At 71.1% G+C, this 25159-nt stretch carries 21 protein-coding genes and 2 pseudogenes; 13 read left to right on the top strand and 10 right to left on the bottom strand.

Annotation, left to right across the window (positions count from 1 at the left end):
- Nucleotides 1-139: 139 nt before the first annotated feature.
- Both JOF36_RS41210 and JOF36_RS35295 read right to left on the bottom strand, forming a co-directional pair.
- Entirely contained in the window at nt 140-1981 is a 1842-nt protein-coding gene (locus JOF36_RS41210; RefSeq protein WP_210036608.1) for a cytochrome c oxidase assembly protein, read from the bottom strand.
- A gap of 68 nt (nt 1982-2049) precedes the next feature.
- Nucleotides 2050-4335, bottom strand: a complete 2286-nt coding sequence (locus tag JOF36_RS35295; protein WP_210036607.1) for a heavy metal translocating P-type ATPase — start codon at nt 4333-4335, stop codon at nt 2050-2052.
- Nucleotides 4336-4385: 50 nt separating this feature from the next.
- On the opposite strand from JOF36_RS35295, the gene JOF36_RS41515 reads away from it, so the two are divergent.
- Complete coding sequence (locus tag JOF36_RS41515; RefSeq protein WP_210036606.1) at nt 4386-4838, top strand: helix-turn-helix domain-containing protein; 453 nt, start codon at nt 4386-4388, stop codon at nt 4836-4838.
- On the opposite strand, the gene JOF36_RS35285 is transcribed toward JOF36_RS41515, so the two are convergent.
- The gene (locus tag JOF36_RS35285) at nt 4814-5398 is read right to left on the bottom strand and encodes a hypothetical protein (protein WP_210036605.1); all 585 of its coding nucleotides are present in this window, start codon (nt 5396-5398) and stop codon (nt 4814-4816) included. The genes JOF36_RS41515 and JOF36_RS35285 overlap by 25 nt on opposite strands.
- A gap of 6 nt (nt 5399-5404) precedes the next feature.
- Nucleotides 5405-6106 (bottom strand): DsbA family protein, encoded by a 702-nt coding sequence (locus tag JOF36_RS35280; RefSeq protein WP_210036604.1) that lies wholly within the window; start codon nt 6104-6106, stop codon nt 5405-5407.
- A 796-nt stretch (nt 6107-6902) separates the two neighbouring features.
- On the opposite strand from JOF36_RS35280, the gene JOF36_RS35275 reads away from it, so the two are divergent.
- The 4 genes from JOF36_RS35275 to JOF36_RS35260 are packed head-to-tail and all read left to right on the top strand — an operon-like array spanning nt 6903 to nt 10628.
- Nucleotides 6903-7313 (top strand): ArsR/SmtB family transcription factor, encoded by a 411-nt coding sequence (locus JOF36_RS35275; RefSeq protein ID WP_210036603.1) that lies wholly within the window; start codon nt 6903-6905, stop codon nt 7311-7313.
- Nucleotides 7306-9501 carry a heavy metal translocating P-type ATPase gene (locus JOF36_RS35270; RefSeq protein ID WP_307862785.1) on the top strand — a complete coding sequence of 732 codons (2196 nt, stop codon included), beginning with the start codon at nt 7306-7308 and terminating at the stop codon, nt 9499-9501. Before JOF36_RS35275 ends, JOF36_RS35270 begins: the two co-directional genes overlap by 8 nt.
- On the top strand, nt 9498-10049 hold the full coding sequence (locus tag JOF36_RS35265) for a methyltransferase family protein (protein WP_210036601.1): 552 nt from the start codon (nt 9498-9500) through the stop codon (nt 10047-10049). The genes JOF36_RS35270 and JOF36_RS35265 overlap by 4 nt, the downstream gene beginning before the upstream one ends.
- Before the next feature lie 60 nt (nt 10050-10109).
- Nucleotides 10110-10628: a methyltransferase family protein gene (locus tag JOF36_RS35260; protein ID WP_210036600.1), complete on the top strand. Its 519-nt coding sequence runs from the start codon at nt 10110-10112 to the stop codon at nt 10626-10628.
- A gap of 443 nt (nt 10629-11071) precedes the next feature.
- On the opposite strand, the gene JOF36_RS35255 is transcribed toward JOF36_RS35260, so the two are convergent.
- Both JOF36_RS35255 and JOF36_RS35250 read right to left on the bottom strand, forming a co-directional pair.
- Nucleotides 11072-12289, bottom strand: a complete 1218-nt coding sequence (locus JOF36_RS35255) for an MFS transporter (protein ID WP_210036599.1) — start codon at nt 12287-12289, stop codon at nt 11072-11074.
- Nucleotides 12290-12365: 76 nt separating this feature from the next.
- A complete protein-coding gene (locus JOF36_RS35250; RefSeq protein ID WP_210036598.1) occupies nt 12366-13529 on the bottom strand; it encodes an MFS transporter in 1164 nt (387 codons plus the stop codon).
- A 151-nt stretch (nt 13530-13680) separates the two neighbouring features.
- Here JOF36_RS35250 and JOF36_RS40495 point away from each other — a divergent pair, with 151 nt between their 5' ends.
- Nucleotides 13681-14127, top strand: coding sequence for a MerR family DNA-binding protein (locus JOF36_RS40495; protein WP_281072837.1), 447 nt, complete (start codon nt 13681-13683; stop codon nt 14125-14127).
- On the opposite strand, the pseudogene JOF36_RS35240 reads toward JOF36_RS40495, so the two are convergent.
- Nucleotides 14072-14395 (bottom strand): annotated as a pseudogene (locus JOF36_RS35240) (arsenic resistance protein); the annotation flags it as partial. The gene JOF36_RS40495 and the pseudogene JOF36_RS35240 overlap by 56 nt on opposite strands.
- Nucleotides 14396-14438: 43 nt before the next feature.
- Nucleotides 14439-14765: pseudogene (locus tag JOF36_RS35235) on the bottom strand (ArsR/SmtB family transcription factor); the annotation flags it as partial.
- Nucleotides 14766-15412: 647 nt separating this feature from the next.
- Between JOF36_RS35235 and JOF36_RS35230 the strand changes: the two are divergent.
- Complete coding sequence (locus JOF36_RS35230; protein ID WP_210036596.1) at nt 15413-16066, top strand: hypothetical protein; 654 nt, start codon at nt 15413-15415, stop codon at nt 16064-16066.
- A 96-nt stretch (nt 16067-16162) separates the two neighbouring features.
- Here the strand turns inward: JOF36_RS35230 and JOF36_RS35225 are convergent, their stop codons facing one another.
- Both JOF36_RS35225 and JOF36_RS35220 read right to left on the bottom strand, forming a co-directional pair.
- The gene (locus tag JOF36_RS35225; RefSeq protein ID WP_210036595.1) at nt 16163-17230 is read right to left on the bottom strand and encodes a type IV secretory system conjugative DNA transfer family protein; all 1068 of its coding nucleotides are present in this window, start codon (nt 17228-17230) and stop codon (nt 16163-16165) included.
- Nucleotides 17230-17838 carry a hypothetical protein gene (locus JOF36_RS35220; RefSeq protein WP_210036594.1) on the bottom strand — a complete coding sequence of 203 codons (609 nt, stop codon included), beginning with the start codon at nt 17836-17838 and terminating at the stop codon, nt 17230-17232. Before JOF36_RS35220 ends, JOF36_RS35225 begins: the two co-directional genes overlap by 1 nt.
- Before the next feature lie 2268 nt (nt 17839-20106).
- Between JOF36_RS35220 and JOF36_RS35215 the strand changes: the two genes are divergently transcribed.
- From JOF36_RS35215 to JOF36_RS35190, 6 genes are all read left to right on the top strand, one after another.
- The gene (locus JOF36_RS35215; protein ID WP_210036593.1) at nt 20107-20463 is read left to right on the top strand and encodes a BlaI/MecI/CopY family transcriptional regulator; all 357 of its coding nucleotides are present in this window, start codon (nt 20107-20109) and stop codon (nt 20461-20463) included.
- Entirely contained in the window at nt 20460-21398 is a 939-nt protein-coding gene (locus JOF36_RS35210; protein WP_210036592.1) for a M56 family metallopeptidase, read from the top strand. The genes JOF36_RS35215 and JOF36_RS35210 overlap by 4 nt, the downstream gene beginning before the upstream one ends.
- Before the next feature lie 965 nt (nt 21399-22363).
- Nucleotides 22364-22663 carry a hypothetical protein gene (locus JOF36_RS35205; protein ID WP_210036591.1) on the top strand — a complete coding sequence of 100 codons (300 nt, stop codon included), beginning with the start codon at nt 22364-22366 and terminating at the stop codon, nt 22661-22663.
- A 120-nt stretch (nt 22664-22783) separates the two neighbouring features.
- Entirely contained in the window at nt 22784-23173 is a 390-nt protein-coding gene (locus JOF36_RS35200; protein WP_210036590.1) for a hypothetical protein, read from the top strand.
- A 529-nt stretch (nt 23174-23702) separates the two neighbouring features.
- Nucleotides 23703-24257 (top strand): bifunctional nuclease family protein, encoded by a 555-nt coding sequence (locus tag JOF36_RS35195; RefSeq protein ID WP_210036589.1) that lies wholly within the window; start codon nt 23703-23705, stop codon nt 24255-24257.
- A gap of 144 nt (nt 24258-24401) precedes the next feature.
- Nucleotides 24402-24692 carry an IclR family transcriptional regulator gene (locus JOF36_RS35190; protein WP_174824348.1) on the top strand — a complete coding sequence of 97 codons (291 nt, stop codon included), beginning with the start codon at nt 24402-24404 and terminating at the stop codon, nt 24690-24692.
- Nucleotides 24693-25159: the final 467 nt, after the last annotated feature.

Genomic DNA, 25159 nt, shown 5'->3' with positions numbered 1-25159 from the left:
TACCACCGTGGCAGTAACGCTTTTCCCAGTCGACGACCAGAAGCGTCAGACGCCGCACTTCGCTGTCTCAGCACATCGCACCGCCGCCGCGTCCCGGCACATGCGGCAGTAGCTCGAAGCCCGGCCACAGGGGCCAGCCTCACCCCGTTCCGGGTGGTCGGAGCGACGTCGCGGCGGGAGCGTCCTGCTGAGTCGCGCCGCCGACACGGTCGTGCACCATCCAGGATCGGGCCACGGCCAGCGCGGCAGTCACCATCGCGAGATCCGACACGACCCAGGCAACGATCGCGCCGTGACGCTGGTCGGCGAGCAGGTCCGGAACGAACGGCATCGCGACTGCCGCGTAGAACTGCCCGGCCACCGGCTCGGCCTGCACGAGCAGCCAGATCCCGAACGCGGCGTGCAGCATCATCACCGCGAACAGCAACCCGAGCCGGACGAACGGGGGCGGCTGCGGATCGCGGGAGCCCAGCACCGCGCGGAACAGCACCACACCGCTGCCGAGCGCCAGTGCGTCCATCGCCGGGTGCGACCAGTGCTCGAGGACGACGGCGTCGAACAGGCCAGTGGCGTAGACCCCGAACACTGCCGCGGCGGCCACGCACCACGCGACGGCGGGCCGGTGCAGCGCTCGCATCGGCGCCGCATCGAGAAGCGCAGCGACCCGCTCCACTGTCCCGGTCGATCCCACGCGCCGGACCAGAGTCACAGGATGGCCCAGAACCAGCAGCAACGGAGCGATCGTCGCCAGCAAGGCGTGCCCGATCAGGTGTACCCCGAACACTGCGGTGGCGTAAGCGCCGATCCCGGACGAGGTCGCCACCAGCACGGTCAGACACCCCGCGACCCAGGCCGCGGTACGCGTTACCGGCCACGTCCCCCCGCCCCGGCGCAGTGTCCGGACCGCGTGCAGGTAGGCCGCGGCGGCGACCAGCGCCGCGGGAGCGAACAGCAGGTCGATGCGCCACCATCCGACGAGCTCAGCCAACCCCATCCGGGCGGGCAGGTCGTAACCGAGCAGATACACCAACCGCTCGGACTCGCGGTAGGGGATCGCCTCATGAGCGCCTGGAGGAACGAGCCGGGACATCGCCGTCCCAGCCGCGGCGGCCGCCGTCAGGATGGTGAGCTCGGCGGCCCACATCTGCGGGGCACTACGTGGACTCCACCGTCGGCGGACCGCGATGAGGACACCGACGAGCAACAACGCGGCACTGGCGATGACCAGGAGTCCGTACCCGCTCACGAGGCCGTCAAGACCGACGTCCAGGGCGGTGGGCACCAGCCCGGACAGCAGCAGTGCGACCGAGCAACCGAGCACGATCCGGGAGTGACGGCCGAGCACAGCTTGGTCGACCAACTTGGCTCGCCACAGCGTCGTCACCGCGATCGTGCTGCCCAGCCACAGCACGCCGGCGACGGTGTGCAGGGTGAGAGCATCGCCGTACCAGTCGTGCGCGCGCTCGGAGTTCGCGGCCGCTGTGGCCGGCGGCACCACGAACCCGGCCACGAGCAGCATCAGTAGCCCGCTCGCACCCCGCCAGGTCAGGACCACCCCGGCCAAGCCCCCGACGAGTAGCCCGAGCGCCGCGGTGATCACCCACCCGGCGGCCGGCTCGACCGTGACCAACGCGACCAGCAACATGGGCGGGTCGAGGAGCAAGGCAGCCGGCCGAATGCCGATCGTCTCCGACACCGTCAACAGAGCGACGACCAGCGCAGCAGCGCACAGCACCGGACCCGCCCGGCGCACCACGGCCAGCGATCTGTATCCGACGGGCGACAGTGCGCCGCGTGGCGCCCCTGGGACGTACACGACAGCAACCAGCAGCCCGGCGACCGCGACCGTGCCAGCACCGATCGCAAGTGTGCGGGCGAAGGGATGTGCGACCGCGGCGACCGGTCCGAGGGAGCGGTACCCGAACAGCACCGCCAGGTCGGGGCCGGCCACCCCAACGATCAGCCCGGTCACCGCTGCCACCGGCAGCCACCAGCCCAGCCACGACCAACCCGACCGGCGGGCTCTCGGCGCGGACTCGCCTACGGCCGTCATCCTCGCTGCTGCTCAGCTCGCGGCGGACCGGAGGCGGGAGTGAATCCACGCAACCGCAGGCTCTGCGAGACGACGAACACCGACGACAGCACCATCGCCAGGCCGGCGACCAGCGGACTGAGCAGGCCCGCGACCGCCAGTGGCAGCGCCGCGGTGTTGTACCCGAATGCCCATCGCAGGTTGCTCACGATCGTCCGGTGGGTCCGCCGAGCCAGCTCGATCGCATCGGCCACGGCCAGCAGGTCGTCTCGCCCCAGGACGACGTCGGCTGCCTCGATCGCGACGTCGGTGCCGCTGCCGACCGCGATCCCCAGATCCGCGGCCGCAAGCGCGGCGGCATCGTTGATCCCGTCTCCGACCACGGCGACCGAGCGCCCCCGTGCCTGGAGCCTGCGGACGTGGTCGACCTTGTCCTCAGGCATCGCGTCTGCGACGACGTGGCCCGGATCGATCCCGACCACGGTCGCCACGGCTGCTGCGGTGCGCTGGTTATCGCCGGTGAGCATCACCGTTTCGATACCGAGCCCGCGCAGGGCAGCGACCGCAGCTGGGGCCGTGTCCCGGATCCGGTCGGTGACCGTGCACAGCCCGCGGACCCGGTCACCCCAGGCGACGCCGACCACCGTCGCCCCGGCTTCCTCGGCACGGACCCGCTCGATCTCCAGAGCCGCGGGCAGAGCGAGTCCGCGCTCGGCAAGCATGCGAGGGCTCCCCACCAGGACTTCGTCGCCGTCGACCGTTCCTGCGGCGCCGAGCCCGGCGAGCGCGGCAAACTCCGTCACCGGCAGCATCGTCCCCGGATCGGCCCCGGCGACGAGAGCCGCAGCGATCGGATGCTCGGATGCGCGCTCGACCGAGGCCGCGCGGCTCAGCATGGTCGCGGCGCACTCACCGTCGGCCGCAATGACGTCGCTAAGCTCCATCCGCCCCTCGGTCAGAGTGCCGGTCTTGTCGGCGACGACCGTGTCGATCCGCCGGGTGGACTCCAAAGCCTGGGGGCCCTTGAGGAACACTCCGAGCTGCGCGCCGCGGCCGGTACCGACCAGGACCGCGGTCGGAGTCGCCAGGCCCAGCGCGCACGGGCAGGCCACGACGAGCACGGCCAACGCCGCGGTCACCGCGGCCGCTGTCGACGGACCGAGCAACAACCAGCCGACCATCGTCGCCGCGGCCAGCAGCAATACCAGCGGTACGAACACGGCCGACACCCGGTCGGCGAGCCGCTGGGCACCGGCCTTGCTCTCCTGCGCCTGCTCCACCAGCTGCGCCATCCGAGCGAGCCGGGTGTCGGCGCCCACCCGGGTCGCGACCAGAACCAGATGGCCTGCAGCGTTCACGGTCCCCCCGACGACAGGATCGCCCGGACCAACCTCACGGGGCACCGACTCGCCGGTGATCACGCTGGTGTCGAGCGCGGAGCGCCCCTGCTCGACGACAGCGTCGGTGGCGATCTTCTCCCCCGGGCGGGCAGTGAACCGGTCCCCCACCCGCAGCGAGTCCACCGAGAGACGGACCACGTTGCCGCCACGGAGCACCTCGACGTCCTTGACGCCCCAGTCGAGCAACGCCCGCAGCGCCGCCCCGGCAGAACGCTTGGCTCGTGCCTCGAAGTACCGACCGGCGAGCAGGAAGGTGATCACGACCGCCGCGACATCGAGATACAGCGCATCATCGGTGCGGGTCAGCGCAGCCCACCCGGTACCGAACCCCGGCGCGGCCTCACCGCCTCTCAGCATGATCCAGAGCGACCAGCCGGTAGCGGCCAGTGTCCCAACCGACACCAGCGTGTCCATGGTCGCCGTGCCATGCCGAAGAGCGGACCACGCTGCACGGTGAAACGGCAGACCACACCACAACACCATCGGCAGCGCCAGCCCGAGGAACACCCACTCCCAGCCGACGAACCGCAACTCCGGAAACAGCGACAACGCCAGCGACAGATCGGCCAGCGGCATGGCCAGCACCGCAGCCACGGCCAGCCGGCGCCGCAGGTCGCGCTCACGATCCGGGTCACGCCGATGCTGCTCGCCCGTAGCCACCAGACGGGCGGTATAACCGGCCCCTTCAACAGCCTCGAGCAGCGACCGTGGGTCGGTGCTGGCCGGGGCGAGTACCCGAGCCCGTTCAGTCGCGAGGTTGACCGTCGCAGTGACGCCGTCGAGCTTGCCGAGCTTGCGCTCCACGCGCCCCACGCACGCAGCGCAGGTCATCCCGCCCACGGCGAGGTCGTACACCGCCGGCTCCGCCGTCACCGCACGGTCAGTCGTCGTCCTCACCTCCATACCCTTATCCAAACTTCCACCCCAATATTTTCATTGCCAGACAGGAGACAGTGGGTGCGGGGAGCGGATCCGGACTCGCTTCGCGCGTCCTCCGTCACTGGGAAGCCGAAGGGCTCCTCTCCCCGTCGCGGACACGCAGTGGGCACCGGCTCTCCTCGCGAACCGATCTCTTCCGGGCGGCGGAGATGGTGACTGCCGAGCGGGCGGCGCCATCGTTCGACGGTGTCCGGGCCCTTCTTGACGGCGACACCGACGGTCGGCAGGCACGCCTGCTTCATCACCGCGATGTGCTCGCCCGCTGGATCGTCGAGCAACAGGCGGCCTGGGATATGCATGCTCAGGTTTTGGCCGGCCGGCATCGCGATCCGGCCGACGGCCCGCGGTTCCGTGCCCTGCTCGCCGAGCAGGTCGGGGACGGACCCCTTGGCGGCGCCTGCTGCCCGGGAGGAGCGCTGAGACCGTGTCAGCATGGAAGCAATCACGACCAGCGTCCAGAGACCTGATCTTGCACGCGAGCGATCGCGCGCAGGTGCCCGTGCACGTCGCGTACCCAGCTGTGTCCCTGGGTACTGCTGAAGTACAGGACCGGCATCTCGTCGAATGCCGTTGCGGCAATGGAGATGGACGAGCCGGGCCACAGCGTCCTGTCGACGGTGATCGGGTGCTCGACGGTGAGCGTCGTCCGGGAGAGCCAGGCGGTGCGGCGCGAGCGTTCTGTCCGGATGCGGACCGGCCGGACCAGCGCCGCGTGCACTGGCTGGTCACTGGCGTTCGTGACCTGCAGCTGCCCTCGGCCCGGGTCTGTCGGCGAGGCTCGGAGGCGGATCCGGGAGGCTTGCGCCCGGTGCCGCCTGATCGTCTGTTGGCGGCTGAGGTGCCAGGCGAGGATGAACGCGAGGCCGGAGCCGGCCGCACCGGCAGCGCTCATCACACGGTGGCGGACAACCCACTCGCCGGTGCCGGCCTCCTCAGAATCCCCACTGCGACCCCCACGGCCGCGTGCGATGCCCAGACCGGCCCGAGCGGCGCGGGAGGACCGGTTCCTGTCGAGAATGTCGGTCATCGTTGATCAGCTCTTCGCCAGTGCGTCGTCGAGTGCGCGGGTCAGGTCGTCGTAGGACTTCGGGTTGAGCTGCTCGCCGTTGACCAAGAACGTCGGGGTGCCCCGCACACCGAGGGCCAGGCCATCCTCGCGGTCGGCGAGGACGCGTTCGCGGGTCGCGGGGTCGTTGTAGGTTGCGTCGTAGCGGGCCAGGTCGAGGCCGAGCTGCTCGGCGTATCCGCGGAAGCGATCGTCCATCGGAACCTGCTGTTCGCCCCACTCCTCCTGGGTCTCGAACATCAGCCGGTACATCTCCTCGAGCCGGCCCTGCTGGGCGGCCGCCTCCACCGCGCGGGCGGCACGCTCGGCGTTGAAGTGGCCGGTCCCGGGGAAGTAGCGGATGACGAAGTTGACGCGGTCGCCGTACTGCTGGCGGAGCTGTTCGATCGCCGGATACACCGCGCCGCAGGCCTCGCATTCGAAGTCGAGGAACTCCACGAAGTTCACGGTGGCGCCGGGCGCGGTCGACAGCCGGTGGCTGTTGTCCCGGACCGCGACCGCTGCGGCTTCGGAGCTGTTGTCCGGGGTATCGCTGCCGAGGCGTGTGAGGCCGAACAACACGGCCACGACGAGGACGAACAAGCCGGCGATGATCAACGACAGCGTCGTGTTGGACAGACGACGAGGCGTGTCGGACGACGATGTGCGGTTGCGCGTAGCGCGTGACATGGAAGGGGCCCTTCGGGCAGACCAGGCGACCTGGCGTCGCGAATCGGTTTCCGCTGCGGTGACTCCGGACGCGACATCCCGCAAGACGGCCTCAGCGGCCGGTCACAGACGGGAAGTCGACCCCGGCGCCGGGCGGATCAGTTCCGATCGACGCAGAGCACGGCGACGGGCGCGCGAACCGCCGCCGGAGGAACCGGGCTCGACGTCGGCGCGGACACGACGGGCAGCTCCGCCCGGGCGGGCCCCAGGCACGCGGGGACGAGCGCGGGGCCCGGGTCACGCGGGTTGTCGAGTCCGCGTAGCGCGGCGTCCTCGGCGGCGTGCGATCCGCTCGGGCCGTGACAGGGCCGGTCCGGGGTACACGGATCTGTCTCGTTCGGTGAGAGCAGATCCTCGGCTGCGGGACTCCTGGCGGGGCTTTCCGCGTCGGGAGACTCATCGGGCCCGCAGCCGGGACATTCTGCGGGCTCGTGGTCCGGAGACACCGTGACGGAGGCGACCGTCGCCACCGACCGTTCCTGAGCCATGTCGTGGCAGGCCAGGAGGGGGCCGAACGCGGTGTGCACGAGCACGGCCAGCAGCAGGACGACGAACGGGGTTGCGGGACGGCGTATCGCAGTACGCACAATCACCCACCCCTTCTCAGAAGGTAACGGGCCTGCTCATCCGTCGTGACGGACCCGACGTCATGCCACCGGCCTGCATCTTCGACGGCTCGTAGAGTACGTCCGCCCTCCGGTGCTCTGGCCTCCGGGCAGCACTACCCAAATACATCGATGGTCATTAGAATGTTTGTATGGCCATGGATGACGTGTGTGACCTGCTCTGTCTCGATCTTCCGCACGCCGAACGGATCCGTGCCGCACTGCCGGACACCACTCGGATCGAACCGGCGGCCGGTGTGGCCCGCGGACTCGGGGACCCCACCCGGCTGCGGATCGCGGCCGCCCTCCTCGAGGGGGACGAACTGTGCGTGTGCGACACCGCCTGGATCGTCGGAGCGTCGCAGGCACTGGTGTCACACCACCTGCGCCAGCTGCGCACGGCTGGGGTCGTGACCTCGCGCCGGGACGGCCGGATGGTGATGTACCAGCTCTCCGACCGGGGACGCTCCGTCCTGTCGGTGCTGGTCGAGGTCGACAACGGCACAGCCGTCGACGCCGATGGCGACGGCGACGCGGTGTTGGAAGGAGCGGATCGTGTCTGAGTCCGGCACTGCATCCGCACCCGCACCCGACAGCACTGCGGGAGGCGATGAGGGGCCCGGCCGTATCTGGCAGGTCCGGGAGCTACAGCTCGCCGCGGTCGCTGCGGTGCTGCTCGCCGCCGCCTGGGTGCTCGCTCTCGTCGCCGGTGGTCCGGCGCTGCTGATCGGCGGGGTCGAGCTGGTCGCGGCCGTGGTCGCGGCGTCGACGTTCGTGCCCGACGCGCTGCGCAACCTGCGCCACGGCCGGATCGGTGTCGGCACCCTGATGACGATCGCCGTGATCGGCGCCGTCGCACTCGGACAGATCCCCGAGGCCGCCCTGCTCGGGATCCTGTTCTCCATCGCCGAAGGGCTCGAACACCATGCCGTGACCCGGACCCGCCGCGGCCTACGCGCCCTGCTCGGACTGGTCCCACCGACCGCCTCGGTGCTGCGCGACGGCGACGAGCTCACCGTCTCCCCTGACGACCTGGTCGTCGGCGACGTCCTGATCCTGCGCCCCGGTGAGCGAGCCGCGACCGACGGCACCATCCGCACCGGGCGGACCAGCCTGGACACCTCCGCGATCACCGGTGAGTCGGTCCCGGTCGAGGCGGAACCGGGCGACGACCTCTACGCCGGGACGATCAACGGCGGTGGCGCGATCGAGGTCGTGGTCAGCGCCCCGGCCTCGGACAGCTCGCTGGCGCGGATCGTGCACATCGTCGAGCAGGCCCAGGAGCGCAAGGGCTCCGGTCAGCGCCTCGCCGACCGGATCGCCCGCCCGCTGGTTCCTGCGATCATGGTCCTGGCCGTGCTGATCGCCGGGCTGGGCGCGCTGTTCGGCGACCCGATGCTCTGGCTCGAACGAGCCCTCGTCGTGCTCGTGGCCGCGTCACCGTGCGCGCTGGCGATCTCGGTACCGCTCACCGTGGTCGCCGCGATCGGCGCGTCCAGCCGGCACGGCGCGCTGGTCAAGGGTGGTGCGGCGCTGGAGGAGCTCGGCCGGATCAGAGCTGTCGCGCTGGACAAGACCGGCACCCTGACCCGCAACGAGCCCGAGGTGGTCGAGGTTCTCGCTGCACCCGGCGAGGACCACGCCGACGTGCTGGCCACCGCCGCCGCGCTGGAATCCCGGAGCGAGCACCCACTGGCCCGGGCAGTCCTCACCGCCGCCGAGGCGGCACCGTGGTCGGTCGCGGTAGAGCCCGCCGACGATGTCACCGCCGTGCCCGGGCACGGCCTGACCGGCCTCCGCGACGGGGTCGAGCTGCGGCTGGGTAAGCCCGGCTGGGTCGACGCCGGCCCGTTGGCCGACGACGTCGCGCGGCTGCAGGACCAGGGGGCAACGGTCGTACTCCTCGAGCGCGGCGGCACGCTGCTCGGCGCCGTTGCCGTCCGGGACGAGCTGCGCCCCGAAGCAGCCGAAGCCGTTCGCCGCATGCGCGCGCTCGGGATCGAGGTCGCCATGCTCACCGGCGACAACCACCGCACCGCGGCGACGCTCGGCGAGCAGGCCGGGATCGACGTCGTGCACGCCGAACTGCGCCCCGAGGACAAGGCCCGCCTGCTGCCCGAAATCGCCCGGGGCCGCCGGATCGCCATGGTCGGTGACGGCGTCAACGACGCCCCGGCGCTGGCCACCGCCGATGTCGGCATCGCGATGGGCGCCATGGGCACCGACGTCGCCATCGAAACCGCCGACGTCGCGCTGCTGGGCGAGGACCTGCGCCACCTCCCACAGAACCTCGCCCACGCCCGCCACGCCCGCACGATCATGCTGCAGAACGTCGGCTTCTCGCTGCTGATCATCGGCGCGCTGATCCCGCTCGCCGCGTTCGGTGTCCTGGGCCTGGCCGCCGTCGTGGTGATCCACGAGGCCGCCGAAGTGCTGGTCATCCTCAACGCCGTCCGCGCCGCGCGGACACGGACAATGCCCGGCCTCACTGCCGCCCCGGCCACCTCGGGGCGACACCACATCACGATCGAGCCCGCGCCGGAACCGGACGACCCCTGCTGCGCGCCGACACCCCGACCGGCCACACCCCACAGCGTGGCCACCGGACCGTCGCCGCTCGACACCGATCCGGGATCCGCCCCGGCACAACCGCCGCACCACAGTGGTTGCGCGAATGGATGCGCATGCTGCAGCCCCGAACCGCCCGCTGCCGCACGAGAGACACAGGCACACCAGAGGTCTCACCCATGACCACGGCCGATCGGGCGGCACGCCTGGCCAACACCGTCCTCACGGTCGCCACTATCCCGCTCCTTCACCGGATGCGGAACGAGCTGGACCGCAACGGAACCCTGCGACGGGGAACCCAGATGATGATGTGGGCTGCCTACGCGACGTTCGGAGTCCTGCTCACCGAGTCCCTCGCCCGCCACCGCGACGTGCCGACCGGCCAGCGCGTCGCCGGCTACGCCGTCGCCGCAGCCGGGACGACTCTCGCAGGAGCCGGCATGACGCCGTTCGCCAGCCCGCAGCAGCTCAACGGCGGCGAGACCGGTGAGCTGATCACCGGCGGGATCTACAACTACAGCCGCAACCCCCAGTACACGGGCTTCGTCGCCGCCACCGCCGGGCTCGCCGCCGCCCGAGACTCACCGCGGGCCGCGCTGCTGGCCATCGAACTGGCCGTAGTCGTGCGCGCCTGGGTAGCGGTCGAGGAACGGCACCTGCAGCGACAGTTCGGAACGGCCTACGGGCGCCTGTACGGCCGAGTTCCGCGTTGGATCGGCGTTCGGTCATAGCGGGCGGGGGCCTCGCGCCCCGCCCTTGGGCTCCGCACATGCGGCCAGGAGGTCAACATCATGCTGGTACAGCACCTGCGGGCGATACTGCTCGGTCCGGTAACCGTCACGATCATCATCCCAGCGTTGATCGTAACGATCACGGGGCCCGCTCCGGTCGATCTTGGTCCACTACTCGGCTACCTGGCCCTGACGGTCGGCGCCCTGCTGATCGCGGGCGGCGTCGCGATGCTCGCCTGGACGATCAGCCTCTTCGCCCAGCAGGGCGAGGGAACATTGTCGCCACAGGACCCACCGCGCACCCTGGTAGTGCACGGGCCCTATCGACATGTGCGCCACCCGATGTTCAGTGCAGTTCTGGCCATCCTCGTCGGCGAGACGATCGCAACGCGGTCCCTGAGCCTCCTGGCCTGGCTTGTCGTGTTCGCGCTCTTCGTCACCATCATGGTCACTCGCGTTGAGGAACCGCGGCTAGCCCGCCGGTTCGGCGACGACCACGCGCGTTATCGGGACAACGTTCCACGCTGGATACCCCGCCTTCACCCTTGGGAACCGCCCCCGCGAAACCCAACCGAATGATCCGAAAGCGTCTGCTCACGTTGTCGGCGCGCTAGCTGTGCCGCACGAACGAGGGTGGCTGTCGCCGGATCGCGCCCGAACGCTGGTGGCACTGGTGGGGGCCGGTTACTGCCTGAGGCTGCGCTCCACCTGATGCGGTCGACGGGCTGCTCAGCCTCAGACCGTGCCGGTTCGTGGCGTGTACATGATCACGGCGACGCCGACGAGGCAGACCAGGGCGCCGGTGACGTCTGACGTCGTAGCGGTCTGGTCGGAACAAGACGCTCCGAGGCAACGTTCTCGTGGGGACAATTCGGCACCCAGCACTTCGACCACCATCGGCGCCAGCTCACCATCGCGGCACCGCCAGCCCAGTCGTAAGGCCTTGCACCCCGTTCTTGGCCGTGCTGGGACGGGCCTCATGCCCCGTGCACGAGCGTCACCGCCGCTCGGGCCGGACCCAGCTACCCGGTCGGCGAGCTCGGGTCTCGGACCCCGGCCCAGCCGATCGCCGCGGCCGCCAGGAGCAGGAGGCCGCCGAGGAGGTAGACGGCCTGGATGCCGAGCGCGGCGGCGAGCAACCCGCCGAGGAGCAGCGACGCGAGCCGGCCCAGCTGCCAGAACACGTCGAAGCCGGCGAAGATCCGTCCGCGCAGGTGCGCGGGGGTGTGGGCTTGCAGCAGGGAGTTGAAGGTGACTGCGCCGGTGGAGGTCCCCAGTCCATAGACCGCGAGGGCGACCAGGGCGACCGGAAATGCGGTGAAGGTCGCGAGCGCGAGGTCGACCAGGCCGCGGAGCACGTAGGGGCCGAACACGAACGCCGGGCGGCGCGGATCGCTGAGCAGCCGGCTCACCACCAACGGGCCCAGGACCGCGCCGACGCCGATCGCGCCCAGCAGCAGCCCGTAGCCCGACGGCGGCAGGGCCAGGTGCTCGCGCGCCAACACCACCAGCAAGGCACTCGTCGCACCGGCCGACAGGGCCGCGAGGAGCTGACCTGCCCCGAGTGCCCGCAGCAACCGGTCCGAGGCCAGTACCCGCACCCCGGCCACGGCATCGGCAAAGAACCCGTGCCGTGCGGTCGAGCGCGGCGTGGCCGGTAACTTCAGCCCGGTGAGCAGGACGGCGCTGGCCACGAAGCTGGCCGCGTTGATCCCGAACGCCGGGGCGGGGCCGAGTGCGGTGTAGAGCAGCCCGGCGAGCGGGGCCAGCGCGATCTGGCTCAGCACTGCGGCTGTCCAGATGCCGCTGTTGGCCGCGACGAGCTCGCTGTCGTCGACCAGCGCGGGCAGGGCGCTGTTGGCTGCGGGGTTGAACAGGACCGCCCCGACGGAAAGCCCGAACGCGATCACATACACCGCGACGACGTGGTCGCCGAGCACGATCAGCGAGCCGGCGAGCAGGGCACGCCACACGTCCGCGGCGATCATGATCCGGATCGGGGGAAGCCGGTCGACCAGGGTTCCCGCCAGGGGCGCGAGCAACAGGACCGGCAGGATCTCGGCGAACACCACCGCGCTCACGCCCAGCGCGGAGCCGGTCAGGTCGAACACCAACAGGGCCAAGGCCACCGTCGCGAAGATGTCTCCGCACTGCGAGGCCGTGCGCGCCGACCACAAGCGCCGATAGCCGGGGTGGGCGAACACCGTGCGCAGCCCGACCCGGCGTGGGGCAGCGCTCATGCGGCGCCTCCCCGGCAGTCGAGGCTATCGAGGCTCCTGGGCCCGCCATGGTCGAGCACGGGGCGCGCAGGAGCCCTCATGCGGGTGCCTGCACCACGGTGCTGGGGCGCTCGTCGCGGAATAGAGGAATGGCGAGCACCGTGGCGATCAGTGCCGTCGCCCCGAAGACGCCGAACGCGACGGCGAACCCGGCCGGCAGCAGTGCCTGGAAGATTAGACTTCCGAGCCCGAACCCGGTGAACAGGGTGCACACGTTCACGCCCATGGCCTGGCCGCGGTTGTTCGACAGCGTGGTGACGATCCCGCCCAGGGGCGGTTGGGTCATGTCGTAGGCCAGCGACAACGTGATGATTGCGGCTTGGACCGCGATCAGCGGCATCGGGGCGGCCAGCAGCAGCGCGCACACCGCGCCGAGCCCGACACCGGCCGGGATGAGCCGGGCCCGGCCGAATCGGTCGGCGATGCGGCCGATGACTGCGCCGAGGAGGAACCCAGGGATGCCGTAGCCGAGCAGTGTCAGCCCGATGGTGAACTCGTCCAGACCGAACCGCTGGTGCAGATATACCCCGAGCCAGGTGTAGACCCCGGAGTGCAGTACCGCGTTGACCAGCACGTACCCGTAGGTGCGGCGGCCGCGGGAGCTACGCAGCAGGCTTTGGTAGCCGCTCACCACCGCCCGCAGCGCAGGAGGCGCCTGCGGGCGCGGTGCGGCCGGCAGCATGACCAGCGCACTGATCAGCAAAACCAGACCGGCGGCGGCGACGACCAGGAACAGGCCCGGCCAGCCGATGCTCGGTTCGCCCAGCGCTCCGCCGGCCGCGCCCACGGCGATCCCCCCGGCCATCCCACCGAACACCCAGCCCAAAGCCTGCCCCCGTCGCTGATACGGGAACAGGTCACCGATCAACGCCAGCGCGATCGGTACCACGCCGCTGGCCCCGACCGCCGTGGCCAGCCGGACGCTGATGAACGCTCCCGCGCTGTCGGCCAGCGTGGTCGCCGCGGTCAGCACGGTGAACGCCACCAACGATCCGAGGATCACCGGGCGCCGCCCGAACCGGTCCGAGAGTGGCCCCCACACCAGCGTCATCACCCCGTACGGGATCAGGTAGGCGGGCACCGCCAGCCCCACCGTGCCCGGTGCGGTGCCGAACACCTCTGCCAGCCGCGGCAGGATCGGCGCGATCATGAAGGCCTGCGCGAAGATTAGGAACGCGGCTGCGGTGAGCAGCGCGAGCACGGCCCTGGGCGGACTACTCGTGGCCTCTGGCTGAACGAACACTGCACTGTCGCTTTCGGTCGGGTCGGACGGTTCGACGGCCGACCGGACGCTAGAACCTTCCCCCAGGGGTAAGGTCAAGGGTGATCATGCGAGGAGGTCTGTCGTGCGAATGACGGTCGGCGCCGCAGCTGAAGCCGCCGGTGTGAGCGCCAAGGCGGTCCGCCTGTGGGAAGCCAAGGGGCTGTTGCCTGCTGCCGAGCGGACCCAGGCCGGATACCGGGTCTTCACCGAGAATGATCTCGACGTGCTGCGCTTCGTCCGCCAAGCGAAGACCCTCGGCCTGCACCTCGATGAGATCAAGGAAATTCTTGACCTCCAGCGCGGCGGCGAGCAACCCTGCGGCCGCGTTCTGGCGTTGCTCGATGCGCACCTCGCCGACATCGATCAACGGCTCCGCGATCTCAATCGCTTGCGTCAGTCACTGTCCCGTGCCCGCGCCACTGCCACCAGCGCGCGCCGGCACGGCCAGAACGCCGTTGTCTGCCAGATCATCGAGGCACCATCAGAAGGCGGCCGACGCCCCAAGGACCAAGGATCAGCCTGCGGTCGCCGGTGACGGTGTCGAGGCGGTCGTAGCGGACCTTCGCCAGCACCGGGTACATCATGATCAGCAGGCCGAGCGCGATCGGCAGCGAGATCCCGTCGATCGCGATGGCGTCGAGGGCCTCGCCCAGCCCGGGGATCAGTCGTCCGGCGCCGAGGCCGACGGCCATGGCCGCGATGATCCACACCGCCAGGAACCGGTCGAGAGTGGACAGCTTCGTGACGACCGGGTCGCCGGAGGGCCCGGGCTGGCCGGCGGTGGTGTCGGGGGTGGCGCTCATGCGGGCAGTTCACTTCCGTCGGGGGTGCAGGTGCTGTGCAGGGGGAACCGGCGGGGACCAGGACGCCGGCGAGCATCGCGACGGTCTGCGGGTGCACCCGGTAGTAGATCCAGGTGGCGCGGCGCTCGCTGGTGACCAGGCCGGCCTCGCGCAGGACCTTGAGGTGGTGCGAGATCGTCGGTCCGGTCAGTTCGAACGCGCCGGAGATGTCGCAGACACACGCCTCCCCGCCCTCGTGGGCGGCGATCGGCGACAGCAGCCGCAGCCGCACGGGGTCACCGAGGGCCTTGAACGCGGGGGCGAGCTCGGCGGCCTCGGCCGGGCTAAGCGCAGCGCGGGTGGCCGCGGACGAGACCAACACCGGCGACAGATTCGACGCTCGTCTATCTTCATCACCATCGAATCAGGGCGCAAGCCAACGGGACTTGTGAACTTCGACCCACATCGAATCAGCCAGCTCACCCACCCGTACTCCGAGCGGGTGTGACGCCGCTGGCGGCTCCCTGAAGGTCCACGGAGCAGCGGTGTAGGCGGGCTGGTCACCGAGCGATCCGGCCCTGTCGGGGCACGCCGCTAGCGTCTCCGGCATGTCGGACATGCCGTCCCCGTTGCAGCTCACCGCGTAGCAGCGGCTGAACTGGATTGCCGAGCAGTGCGAGTACCGGAAGCGATACCGCGAGTCCCCCACAGGTGGCGCGGCCCTGGACAGCATCCTCGCCTTCGACGACGCGATCCTGAAGGAGTCGCCGCGGAGCCACCTGATCGCCTACCGGCATCGCGCACGCGGTCGAGCACCCCGACGCACATACCGATCACAATGAGTCGCGGCCCGATCGCGTTCTGCCCGCAGCCAGCAATCTAGCCTGGTCAGCAACAGGCAGTCCGTCCGCGCGGCCAGCTCGCTCGGGCCCACGCTGCACCCCCGAAAGCAGAAACCCCGGTGATGTAGCTCGTCCACAGGACGGCCAGGGATCGCTCCGGGGTCTTCGCCTCTGAATGTACGGGAGCCTTGCAACGTTGTCGAATTCATCAGTGGCGACGGCCGCACTGGTCGAGCAGGCCATCTCTCCCCCACGGCTCGGGCCCTACCGCGCAGCCGTTGGCGGGGATCTGCAGCGTGCAGTGCAGCTCTACCGGTGGAACGCGACGGTCTCGGCGTCGTTCTGGGAGGTGCTCGGCCATGGCGAGGTGTTCCTGCGTAACGCCATTAACAACGCCCTGGTCACCGCTCACCATCGGCACGCGGCCGCGGGTGACTGGTTCGACGACCCCCGGGGCGTGCTGACCGCCCGCGCACGCGCTGACATCGACGAGGCTCGGCGCCGGGCCGGAACGAGTGCTCCTGCTGGGAAGGTCGTAGCCGAGCTGAACTTCGGGTTCTGGCGGTTCCTGCTCGCCCGGCGCTACACCTCGACACTGTGGCCGGCCATCCGGCACGCCTTTCCACGCCTGCCCCGCGGACGCCGGAACCCGCAGGTCATCGAGGAGCCGGTTATCCGGCTGCACACGCTCCGCAACCGCATCGCCCACCACGAACCGTTGCTGTCCATCCCCCTGCACGACCGCGTTGACGATCTGCGCTTCGTGCTCGACGCGATCGATCCTCGCCTGCGTGCGTGGGCGATGGACGACGACACGCGCCTGCTCGGTCTCCTCACCCACCGCCCTTGAGACGCAGCACCAGCCCGGCGGATTTCCACCACCTTCACGACCCCGCTCGTTGCAGGGTTCGGGGATCGTGACGACGGCCTGGCCGCCGCGCACTCACTACATCGTGGCGGTGGCCGGGTCTTCCTCGTCGGCGGGCCCACCTCGGAGCCGGGCTCGTGGCGTCCTCGACGTCGGGATCTCGGGCTCGTGCTCGGCGCGGTCGGCGCGTGCCGACTGAGCACCGAGAACCGACCAGCAGGAGTGGACCGAGCCTGGGGCGAGCAGCGAGCAGCGGGCTCGCGGCCATGGACATCGAGAGAGGGGCCAAGATCTCGCTATAGACGGCCATGCCTCGGCCTGTACGGCAGCACCACCCGCTGCCCCGCGCGTGGCCGGGCCGCGGGTCGACCGGGGCATACGGGTGGGGCCGCTACCGGCCGCGCCGGTTGGTTCCTCGCCCGGCCTTCGTCGAGCTAACGAAGCGCAATACCCGGGCCCCGCCAGCGTCAGCGCCGTTGCCTGCGTCGTCGCTCTGGGGTGAGGCACGGGGCGGGGGATTCTGGTCGAGTGTGAGGTAGAGCAGCTCGAGATCGCTTCGCACCGCGTCGTGGACCGCTCCTGACCACCGCCGCTGCCGGTCACCAACGCGGCCACCTGCGGATCGGTCATGAACTTCACCGCCTCCGACAAGGTCATGAAGATCGAGTCCCGAGTCTTACGTGCATCGGTCGCCAGCACCTGGCGCAGCGCATCCAGCGTCCCCGCCGGAACGCCCGGAGCCCGGCCCAGCACCTCCACCGCCTCACCAGCTCCACCGCGGCGCGGATCGCTGGTCGGGGAGAACACCCACCGCGCGACGGTGGTCATGTCGCGCCCGGACAGATCGGCGGCCATCAGCAGAGCGCTCAGCACGCTGACCGACCACTTGTCCCAGCGGTCGCCGCCGTCCTCGCCCGCCGACACTCCGCCCACCATCAGCCCGGCCCGGATCGCGGCCACCTGCGCGTCCGCGCAGCCGGCCACCGGGGACCACCACACCGACGACCCCAGATCACCGAGTTGCTCCGGGTTGAACAGCCACACCGGGCCCTTCTCAGCTCGCGCCCCGGCGCAGTAGTTGTAGAGATCGGGTTTGGTCGAGGTCGCCAGCAGCGGACCGTCGTGATCGAGGATGTGATGGCCCATCAGCGCCGTCTTCCCGTCTGGGGCGGGGCCACCAGGCCCACCACGTCGCGGTGCGCGGCGTAGCACTCGGTGCCGATCACCGGCCCGACCACCGAACGACCGAGCCAGGTCTCGCAGCGCCGCACCGCGAGCCGCTCCACCAGTCCGGGCGCCAACGCTCCCCCAGCACGGAGCTGGCTCGCCTCGGCCGTCACGCTCGGCCGGGTCGCCGCCGCGGCGAGGCGCACCGCGTGCGGGGACAGCTGCCGGTGCAGATCCCACCAGCCGGCCCAGCCGTCGACGCCGTACGCCGATCGCACCCGGGCCCGCTCCGAGTGGGCATACACCGCCCGGGCCGGCGGAACCGCCAGCACCACCGCCCCGACCAGCGTCAGCACACCGCCGGTGACCGCGACCATCACCTCCGGCAGGGCCAGCAGGCCCGCCCCCAACGCCAGGGCCACCGCTGCCAGCCCCACCGGGACGGCGCGGCGCCACAGCAGCAGCACCGCGGTGCCCGCGACCATCCCGCCGACCACCGTGACCATGACCGCCGGACCGCACAGCACAACCAGCCCCAACACCAGCCACAGCGCCGCCACCAGCTGCGCCAGCCCCCGGGACAGCATCCGCGCTGTCCGCTGGCTGAGACCAGCCCAAACCGACGACGACACCACCGACCGACCCAACGGCAGCAGAACCCACCACCACACCCGCGCCACAGCTCGTCGCACCACGGCCGTCACGTCGGCGCTCCGGTCCGAATCGCCCGGTGCGTCGATCGACCCAAGGGTCGGCTGGTCGCTCCCGCCAGAGGTCACGGGCCCGACGCTGTGCTCGACGGCCACCACGTCCTCGTGGTCGCCGACCACACTGTGCAACTCGCCGGGGCTCATGCGCCCACCCCCAACGACGTCGCGCCGCGATCGGCGCCGACAAGGACGAGGGCAGCGGTGCCGTCGGCCGAGCCGATCGCGTCTGGGCCAGAGGCCGCCGTCGCCTGTTCACGCTGATTGCTGCTCTGGTTCGGTGCCAGGCCCAGCCGGCGCTCGGCCTCCTCGATATCGCGGCGTCCCGTGCGCGGCGACTGCCCGAAGACCCCCCGACCTGGGCGCCCGTCAGCTCGACCGACGGGACCAGCCCACCCCGGATCAGGTCCATCACCTGCTCGACCCGCACCGCCGGACCAGCACCGAGGAGATCTTCACGCTCCCAGCGAGCCTCATGACCGTCCCCGCCGGCCGCCAGGATGGCCGGCCGGGATACGTCAGCGATCTCGTCCGTCGGTGCCGACCCAGCCGGGCGCTCGACGGGGTCCGCGACGATCGGTTCAGCCGGTGCGATCCCGGCTGCCGCAGCAGCCTCCGCTACCGACTTGGGGCCCTCATCCGAGTTCGCTGCGGCGGTCTGCACCGCAGTAGTGAGCCGGTCGCGGATCTCCGGCGCGGCCTCGGTGGCCACGAATACGATCAACGGCGGCACCGAGTGCAGCAAGATCTTCGCCGGATCGAGCTCTACCCACGCCTTCCAGGTGTTCATCGCATAGGTAGCGCCCAAGGTCGCCCGGCGCGCCCAGACCGGCGTCGTCAGCTGCCAGCGCGACGTGGTCTGCTCAGCCAGCACGACCGCGATCAACACCAACGACGCCATCGGGTCGAGCAGCCAGGCCGCCCACCAGCTCGGGGACCACTTCTCCGTCCCCTCCGCCCCGAACTCCTGCACGTTGGTCATGCAGAACGCCATGCCGAGCACAATCCCGGTCCACATCAACCGGTTGACCTGGCTCCGGACCCGCTCGACCTGCAGCGCAACCACATCGGGGTGCGTCGACAGCGCCCGCACCTGCGCTGAGTGCTCGGCCTCGGCCGAGAGCGTTGCCGCCCGCTGCTGGAGCGCCTGAGTCGACCTATGCCGCTGCATCGAAGCCTCCCGAGGCAGCGGCCCGCACGGTGGTCCGCCGGGCAGCTCGCGCGCACACGCCGCGCAGCCAGGTGGCCGTCGCCCGCCGCGATCGCTGCGCGTCACCCACGCCCGGGTCCGGGCACGGCTCCGCCTCCACTGCGCAGCGCCGGCACGCAGGCCCTGGACGCACGGCGAGTGCAACCGGCAGGAGCACCGCGCCGCACAGTGCGCGGTACGCGCCCGAGACCTGTCCGGCGACCAGGTCGTCGCCGGGCACCTCGTGTTCGAGGCCATCGCTGGTACAGGTCATCCGGGCGGCGTCGCCGGGGCGGGCACGCTGCGCCACCACACGAACGTCCGGGCGCGGAGAGCTGTGGGAAAGCCCGGCGGCGCCGGTGCCCGGGCGCGCGCCGAGGGCGCGCTTCGCGCCACTGCGGCCCCTTGGGATCCTGGACATGGGTCGTAGCTCGACGAGGAGGCCGAGCGGTTCGTCCCGATGCACGCCGACACCGGTGTCGAGGGCTCCGGGCTGGACAAGATCGCGAGCGGGCACGGTGCCGCCGCCGCGTCGCGTCGGCCTCTAAGGCCTGACCCGGCCCGCGACCACCGTTTCCGTAGCCGGGCGTCTCGACGCCCGGCTACCGGTCCACCACGTCGTCCCGGAGGCTGGTCTCGTCGTCCCGCTCCACGGCCGCGCACGCAGGGCCGCTTGCGCATAACGGGCCGACCTACGGCGTCGGGCACGGCCGGTCTGAAGGGGCGTCACGTCGATCTCGCTGGCAACAGAGCCTTCCTTCCTGGTCCTCAAGATCGAACCAGTCTTCAAAGACTCCGGGAAACCGGGAAGCTCAAGCAGCATGATGTCGGCGACAGCCCAGGCAGTGTGTGGCCGAGATGTCGTCGCACGATCGGCACTGCGGCGGGGCCGCGCCGTGGCGGTCGGGCGGTGGCCTGGTTGACCGTGCGTACCCTGACCTTGCAGTGGGGAGGTGCCGGTGGCGGGTCTGGGTGAGCTGCAAAGCCGGGTGATGGCCGCACTGTGGGATGCGGACGGTCCGCGGACCGTTCGGGAGGTGCTCTGCGCGCTGTCCGGGGAGCGGTCGCTGGCCTACACCACCGTGATGACCGTGCTCGACAGCCTGCACGGCAAGGGGTGGGTGCACCGCGAGCGGGTCGGTCGGGCCTGGGCCTACATTCCGGCGCGGGAGCGGGAGGAGGCGGGCGCGGAGATGCTGCGCGAGGTTCTCGATTCGCTCGGCGACCCGGAGGGTGTGCTGGTGCACTTCGCCCGCGGGATGGACGAGCGCGAGAGCGAGTTCCTGCGCCGCGCGCTGTCGGGGGACAGCGAGTGACGGTCGCGGTCGCGCTGTTGTTCGCCGCCGTCGTCCCGGGGGTGACCGGACCGTCATATCTGCGCCCGGCCGGGCGGCCGGGGGTGCACCCGGCACTCGCGCTCTCGGCCTGGGTGGTGACGCTGCTCGCCGCCGCCGCAGCAGCGGTCACCGCTGCCGCGGTGCTCGTGCTGCCCGACCCCTCTGTGCCGGATGGCATGGTCGGAATTGCGGTGGTCTGCTGGCGTGCCCTGTCTGAGGGCACCGACCTGCCGTGGTTGCTGCTGGTCCGGCTGGTCGTGGGGACCGCGTTGCTGGTGCTGTTGTCCCGGGTGGCGGTGTTGTTCACTGGTTCGCTGCGGGCCGAGCGTCGGCACCGGCTCGAGCGGGTGGGGGCGCTGCGCGCGGTCGCCGCGGTCCGTGACGGGGTCTGGTGGATCCCGTGCGCCGACCCGGTCGCGTTCTCCATCGGCGGAGGCCGGCGCGGGATCGTCGTCGCCTCCACCGGGCTGCTCGGGCTCGACTCTCGTGCGGTCGAGGCGGTGCTCGCCCACGAGCGGGCGCACGTGCGCGGGCGCCATCACCTGGTCATCGCGTTCGCCCGGGCCGCGGCGGCGGCGCTGCCGCGGGTGCCGCTGTGTCGGCAGGCGCCGGGTGCGGTCGGGGTGCTGTGCGAGCTCGCCGCCGATGCGGCCGCGGTGCGCCGGTGCGGCCCGGAGGCGCTGACCCGGGCCCTGCAGCAGATCGCGGCCGGGCAGGGCGCCCCGCGCGGCGCCGTCGGATTCGACGCGTTTCCCGACATCCGGCGGTCCTGGTTGAGCGCGCCGCGCCCGGCGCTGGTACGCGGCGACGGCGTGCTCGCCCGAGCCATGACCGCTGGGATCGCACTGGTGCCCGCGCTGCTGCCCGCGGCCGGGGCGACCGTGCTGGTGCTCGCGGTCTGCCTGTCGGCCTGAGCGATCCCGCACTTGGGCGCCGCCCCCGTTGACCGGGCCTTCACACCCATCTACTACCGTCATAGTAGATCGCTACTATGACGTTAGTAGAAGGGTGCCGGCTGCGTGCACCTGCAACGCCCGGACGCGATCGCCTTCTTCGACACACTCGCGGTCGGCGACCAGGTCCAGGTCCGCGGCGAACACGCGCCGCAGTAGTGACCGGGCCGAGCGGGCGCTCCACAGGCGCCGCCCGGCCCACCCGGTGGGGCCGGCCTTCCCCCGGGACGGCCCCACCGGGACACTCACCTGCGAACCTCAGCACGGATGCAGCGAGTCGCATCGAACGCCCCACGGCGCAAGCGATCGTCCGGGATCGCCGAGCCCCCGCTATCGGCCAGCCCCGCCCCAGGACGGTGGCCGGGAGGCCCCGAACTCAAGTTCGTCCTATGCCGGGGACGAGTCGTGCGATGGGCCCGGTTCCTTGCGAGCCAAGTAGATTCGACGGGGCTCGTCGCCGGGAGCCAGACAGGTGGAGACCTCGGTGAATCCGGCGTCGGCCAGCATCTGGCGGGCCAGCGCGTCACCCGGGGGAGGGTGTGATGCCACCCGGCCGCCGCCGGGGACTGGAGAGTTCGACTGCCTCTCTGTCGAGGCCAAGCACCGCGAACGAACGGCATGTGCCGCAGGTCTTCGCGATGGTGTAGGACTCATTGATCGACCCATGACGGACGGCCCGAATCGGTCGGCGGAGTGCGGGCCGGGCGAGATACGGACTGTGAGGGCAGCGGCCCCCGCGGGCTGGCGGACGGGCGCAGCCCGAGGAGGGGGCCGCGGTGCGAGCACCGATCATCGCAACGCATTACACGACGCCGGCCGGCCCGGCTCCGGTGCCGACACCGAAACAGGACGAGCCTGGCTGGGCGGGACCGCGCAGCTGTCGGCCGGCCCGAAGCCCGTACACGTGGACGCTGCAGCACTAGGCCGTGCTCGGTTACGGGCGCCTCGGCCGGGAATCGGTGCTGCACGCCCGCATCTACACCCCCGAGCCGGCCGCCGACACAGCCCCGACAACGGCGACGACGGGGACGACGGGGACGACGGGGACCCTGCCGGGAGCCGAGCCGGTGGCGTTGCTGGCCCAGTTCGGTGACCACCGCGGACGCTCGATCGCCCACTTCATCGCCCAGGCCGCCGCCACAGCCCAAGCGCGCTTCTTCCCGGCCGGAGAACTGATGCGGGTGGCGCTGCTGTTCCCGCACCCGGCGCCGTGGCCTGCTGAGTGATCGGCGGCGCCCATGATCATCCGCGAGGTAGGGTTCGACACCCGGCTCCGGCGGTCTCGCGTGTGGCAGTGGCGCCAGCGACGCCGCGCGCGCCGTGCTCGTAACCAGACGCCGCCGACGGTGACTGAGGTCGGGCCCGACGGCGTCACCTGGTACGTGCTGCCCGGGCAGCACCCGACCACCAACGAGTGGGAATTCCACCGACCACGCCACCACCCCGACCTCGCCCTGGAGATCCCCATCGACGAGCAGGACGCCGTCGTGGGCGCCGATCCGTTGGCCCCGGAGGCGTTTCGGTGGACTCGGCCGGCCTCGGTGCGGGTGCCGGCGCTGCTCGGCCAGACGCGTGTGGCGACCTGGCCCGAACAGGGCTACACCGCCGAGGTCGTCGGCGGGCCCCAGGCCGCCGAACTCGCCGAGGCCCGCTACGCCGCGGTCCGCGACACAATCGACGCCATCGGGGTCCTCAGCGACCCGAACCCGGACAGCTACTGGGAACTCGACCGGTGACCGGTGACCGGCCGACGTTTGGGCCAGCCCGAGTCGACGACCAGGTTGTGGGTCTGCAGCGGCCCGGTGACCCGACGATCGGCCCGGACAACGCGAGGTAGAGCCCGGCGAGCAGGATCACCCCCCTCGAGCAGCTGCCCGGTAGCCGTCTCGGCCGCGCGCTCATAGCGCATCCGAACCTCTTGCAGCTCATGGCCCCGCTGCACCTCGGCGAGATCGGGGGTGTTCGGCCATGGGTGGGTTCTGCGGAGTGGACATGCTGCTCACCTCCAGGAGAAGACCGCCGTCCGCCTCACCAGCATCGTCGACCCGCGCACACCCCACGGAACAGAGGTGAATTCCGCAGCTCGACCCCCGTGCTCCCCTCCGCGGCGCACGCCACCACGAGGAACCGGCGGCTCGACATGTGTCCCGGCGATGGGTGGCAACCCTGTGAAATCAGGAGGAGCATCCCTACGACCCAGGCAAGAGGGTGGACGGCGGACCGATAGGGGCCGGCATCCGATGACACCGGCGGGGTGGAGACGCGATGATCGAAATGCGAGTAGTCGGAATCGGGGTCGACGCCGACCGGCAAAGGCCCCTGCTGATGCTGGTCGAATCCCAAGAGCCCAGCCGGCTCCTGCAGATCTGGATCGCCGAGCCCGAAGCGTTCGAACTCACCGCGGCCCAGCGGCACGTGTCCCGGTCACGCCCGGGCACCCATGAACTGATCCTCGCCGTGCTGGCCGGCAGCGGCCGGCGGCTGGCCCGCGTGGCCATCACCGCGCTGCATCACCACACCTACCTCGCTGAACTCATCCTCGACAACGACGTGCGGATCTCGGCCCGCCCCAGCGACGCCGTGACCCTCGCGCTGCTCACCGACGCCCCGATCCAGGCCCACGAGACAGTCCTCGACGTCGCCGCGACCAAACCGGGCATGACGATCACCTTCGGCCAGCCCAGCGGCCCGGACACCGCACCCGCCGCGGTGGCGGACTCGACTCCGGTCGAGCCCGATACCCACGCCCGGATCCAGAAGTTCCGTGACTTCCTCGACGCCGTCGACCCCGACGACTTCGACCCCGACCCGGACCGATAGGCGGGACCCTCGGGCGCGGGTCCGCGTCAGAAAGGCGGTACCGACAGTGCCCGGGGTGCAGTCGGTGGACCGTGCGATCACGATCCTGGAGTTGATCGCCGACCGCGGCGAGGCCGGGGGTGGCGAGCTGGCCACGGCGGTCGGATGCACCACTCGACCGCGTTGCGGCTGCTCGGTGTGCTGGCCGAGCACGGGCTGGTCGAGCAGGTCGGCGACCGCGGCACCTACCGGCTCGGGTTCGCGCTGATCCCGCTGGCCGGCCGGGTCGCCGAGCGGCTCGAGATCACCACCCACGCCCACCCGATCTGGACTGTCGTGGTCATCGGTTCGCCCCCGGAGTACTTGCGGTCTCCGCGCTGTGACCTGGCTCTGACCCTGCTCGACCGGGGCGTGGACTGTGCCCGAGCGCGGCCGCTGACCGGCCGATCGCGGTGAAGGAGTCGGCTGGTGTGGCGGTGAACCCGCGCGCTACTGCGCTACTCGTCGCCTCCCAGGTCGGGAGCGCCGGGCCCGTCCAGGTGCTGACGCACCCCGTGCGGGGCGGTGCTGGCGCCGCTCAGCGCGGTCACCACGTTGTGGAGGCGATCGGCCACGACCGGGTCCTCGACCGCGATGGCGTCGCGGAGGACGGCCGTGGCGATGAGCGGGGTGTCGCTGGTGTCGTACAGGGCGCGGCTACCCGGTCGCCGAGCTGGTCCTCATCGACCGGACGCGGCTGGTAGCCGTCGCGGGCGGCGTGGGTGGCGCCGTTGAGGACCTGCGCCGCAGCCCGGTAACTGATCGTCACCGCGTCCCGCGGGGCGAGCTCGGCGGCGGCGAGTTCGGGATGCAGCGGCTCGGTCACGGAACACTCCTGGTCTTGGCAGCCCGGTCACTGTTCGGGCTCCACCGCTGATACGCCG

The organism is Pseudonocardia parietis, from assembly GCF_017876315.1.
In the GTDB taxonomy this organism is placed as follows: domain Bacteria; phylum Actinomycetota; class Actinomycetes; order Mycobacteriales; family Pseudonocardiaceae; genus Pseudonocardia; species Pseudonocardia parietis.
This window is presented reverse-complemented; position numbering and strand designations above follow the sequence as displayed.

What these genes read in the sequence shown, in the direction of transcription:
- JOF36_RS35295 (WP_210036607.1), bottom strand. Translation starts at nt 4,335, where the DNA reads ATGGAGGTGAGGACGACGACTGACCGTGCGGTGACGGCGGAGCCGGCG.
- JOF36_RS35285 (WP_210036605.1), bottom strand. Translation starts at nt 5,398, where the DNA reads ATGACCGACATTCTCGACAGGAACCGGTCCTCCCGCGCCGCTCGGGCC.
- JOF36_RS35280 (WP_210036604.1), bottom strand. Translation starts at nt 6,106, where the DNA reads ATGTCACGCGCTACGCGCAACCGCACATCGTCGTCCGACACGCCTCGT.
- JOF36_RS35275 (WP_210036603.1), top strand. Translation starts at nt 6,903, where the DNA reads ATGGCCATGGATGACGTGTGTGACCTGCTCTGTCTCGATCTTCCGCAC.
- JOF36_RS35265 (WP_210036601.1), top strand. Translation starts at nt 9,498, where the DNA reads ATGACCACGGCCGATCGGGCGGCACGCCTGGCCAACACCGTCCTCACG.
- JOF36_RS35260 (WP_210036600.1), top strand. Translation starts at nt 10,110, where the DNA reads ATGCTGGTACAGCACCTGCGGGCGATACTGCTCGGTCCGGTAACCGTC.
- JOF36_RS35255 (WP_210036599.1), bottom strand. Translation starts at nt 12,289, where the DNA reads ATGAGCGCTGCCCCACGCCGGGTCGGGCTGCGCACGGTGTTCGCCCAC.
- JOF36_RS40495 (WP_281072837.1), top strand. Translation starts at nt 13,681, where the DNA reads ATGACGGTCGGCGCCGCAGCTGAAGCCGCCGGTGTGAGCGCCAAGGCG.
- JOF36_RS35225 (WP_210036595.1), bottom strand. Translation starts at nt 17,230, where the DNA reads ATGGGCCATCACATCCTCGATCACGACGGTCCGCTGCTGGCGACCTCG.
- JOF36_RS35220 (WP_210036594.1), bottom strand. Translation starts at nt 17,838, where the DNA reads ATGCTGTCCCGGGGGCTGGCGCAGCTGGTGGCGGCGCTGTGGCTGGTG.
- JOF36_RS35195 (WP_210036589.1), top strand. Translation starts at nt 23,703, where the DNA reads ATGATCGAAATGCGAGTAGTCGGAATCGGGGTCGACGCCGACCGGCAA.
- JOF36_RS35190 (WP_174824348.1), top strand. Translation starts at nt 24,402, where the DNA reads ATGCACCACTCGACCGCGTTGCGGCTGCTCGGTGTGCTGGCCGAGCAC.